We start from the raw sequence: 2253 nt of genomic DNA, 5'->3' as shown, positions 1-2253 counted from the left end.
CCTAATTTCTTTCAAAACAATAGCAACGAACAAATTTTCTTTACAATATTATTTAACATGATATACTATTATCAAATCATTTTCAACTATTATCAAACAAAAAGACGAAAAAAAGAAATCAAAATACAAATTTGACCTTTGGATAAGAAAAATATAGAATTAAGTTACTTAAATCAAGACTAAAATAAAATAGGAGGTAACTTTATGAGAACAATGGATAAGTTTGAGAATATTATGAATAAGTATTTTTTACCTTTTGCAACAAAACTTTCAGAACAAAAACATCTTCAATCAATTAGAGATGGATTAATTTTATCACTTCCTTTAGTCATCGTAGGATCTTTATTTTTAGTATTTGGATTTTTACCAATTCCAGGGTATAACAATTTTATGAGTAATATTTTTGGCGAATCATGGCTGAATAAATTACTTTATCCAGTTTCAGTTACATTTGATTTAGTTTCAGTGATAGCTTCTATAGGAATAGCTTATCATTTAGCTAGAAAATTAAAAGTAGACTCACTTTCAGCTAGTGTAATATCTTTGGCTTCATTCTTCTTGGTGACACCTGGAAAAATCATATTAAATGGTGAAAGTATAAGTGCATTTTCTTTAAGTTATCTTGGTGGAAAAGGATTATTTGTAGCTATTATTTGTGCTTTAATATCTACTGAGATTTATGCTTGGTTTATAAAGAAAAACTTTGTTATCAAGATGCCTGATGTATGTCCACCAGCTGTTTCTAAATCATTTTCGGCATTGATTCCAGCACTATTTATTCTATTGTTTTTTTGGGTAATAAAAATTGGAATAGAGACAACTTCCTATGGTGATGTTCATAAATTAATAGTACAAATTATATCGGATCCTTTAACTGGATTTTCTTCCACTCTTTTGGGAGGAATAGTTTATGTTTTAATTAACTCTATTTTCTGGACTTTTGGAATTCATGGTGGAAGTATAGCAGGAGTAGTTTTCGGAGCAATGTTTACTGTTATTAGAGATGTCAATAGATTGGCTTTTCAAAATGGTGAAGCAATTCCCCATATAATAAGTGAACAATTTTTTACTATATATGTTTTTTTAGGTGGAAGTGGAGCAACAATAGCTTTAGTCATTGGGTATATTTTATTCTCTAAAGCTAAGCAATTTAAAGAAATTGGAAAATTATCTATTGGAGCCTCTTTATTCAATATAAATGAGCCTGTAATCTTTGGTTCACCAATAGTGCTAAATCCTATACTTATGATTCCATTTATTTTTTCTCCAATTATTTTAACTTTAATAAGTTATTTTGCCATATCTAGTGGGCTAGTAGCTCCAGCAGTTTTACCTGTCCCATGGACAATGCCTATTATTTTAAGTGGTTTCATATCTAGCGGAGGGCATATAAGCAGTTCTCTTTTACAAGTATTTAATTTGGGACTAGGAATTTTAATATATCTTCCCTTTATAAAAGTATTGGATAAAAATAGTGAAGCAGATAAAATTGAGTATGAAGAAGAAGTAATATCTATATAATAATGGAGGTTTTACTTATGAAAAAAAAATTAATTGTTAACGCAGATGATTTTGGTTTATCCCCTGGAGTTAATGAAGGAATTATAGAAACTTATTTAAATGGAATTTTGTCTTCGACAACATTAATGGTTAATCAACCTTATGCAAAGCATGCTGTTGAATTATATAAAAATTATAATAATTTGGGATTGGGGATACATTTAACTTTTGATAAAGGAAAATCTCTCTATGGTATCTCCTCTTTAACTGATGATGAAGGAAACTTTAAAAAATATCCTCTTCTTTTAAAAAGTGCTAAAAAAGATGATTTTATAAATGAGATAGAGGCTCAAATCTATAAATTTAAAGAACTTTGTGGAAAAATGCCAACTCATATGGATTCACATCATCACATTCATATTAAACTTCAAGAAGCTTTCGAAGCTGTTGAGATTATATCAAAAAAATATAATCTAAAATATAGAAAAAACGATGAGCTAATTGGGGAGTTTTATGAAAATAATGTATCATTTAATCATTTTTATTCTTTAATTGACACTAAAAATACCGAGACTATTGAACTTATGTGTCATCCGGCTATTGTAGATACTCCCTTGTTAGAGACTAGTTCATATACTTATAAAAGAGAGGAAGAGCTTAAAATTTTAACAGATAGCCAAGTTAAAAATTTTATTGAAAACAACTATATTTTAATATCTTATGATGAAAAAATTAAAAATATATAGGGAGAGT

Annotated in this window: 2 protein-coding genes; both read left to right on the top strand. The window is 28.1% G+C overall.

The genetic code is table 11. From position 1 onward, the window contains the following. The first annotated feature begins 204 nt into the window (after nucleotides 1-204). Nucleotides 205-1521, top strand: coding sequence for a PTS cellobiose transporter subunit IIC (gene celB / locus ACMOUI_RS13785; RefSeq protein ID WP_418966269.1), 1317 nt, complete (start codon nucleotides 205-207; stop codon nucleotides 1519-1521). Nucleotides 1522-1538: 17 nt separating this feature from the next. After that, nucleotides 1539-2246, top strand: coding sequence for a carbohydrate deacetylase (locus tag ACMOUI_RS13780; RefSeq protein WP_418966268.1), 708 nt, complete (start codon nucleotides 1539-1541; stop codon nucleotides 2244-2246). The last annotated feature ends 7 nt before the right edge of the window (nucleotides 2247-2253 follow it).

This window comes from Cetobacterium sp. (assembly GCF_048470075.1).
In the GTDB taxonomy this organism is placed as follows: Bacteria; Fusobacteriota; Fusobacteriia; order Fusobacteriales; family Fusobacteriaceae; genus Cetobacterium_A.
The sequence above is the reverse complement of the archived record's forward strand: the minus strand, read 5'-3'. Positions and strand labels throughout refer to the sequence as shown.

What these genes read in the sequence shown, in the direction of transcription:
- celB (WP_418966269.1), top strand. Translation starts at nt 205, where the DNA reads ATGAGAACAATGGATAAGTTTGAGAATATTATGAATAAGTATTTTTTA.
- ACMOUI_RS13780 (WP_418966268.1), top strand. Translation starts at nt 1,539, where the DNA reads ATGAAAAAAAAATTAATTGTTAACGCAGATGATTTTGGTTTATCCCCT.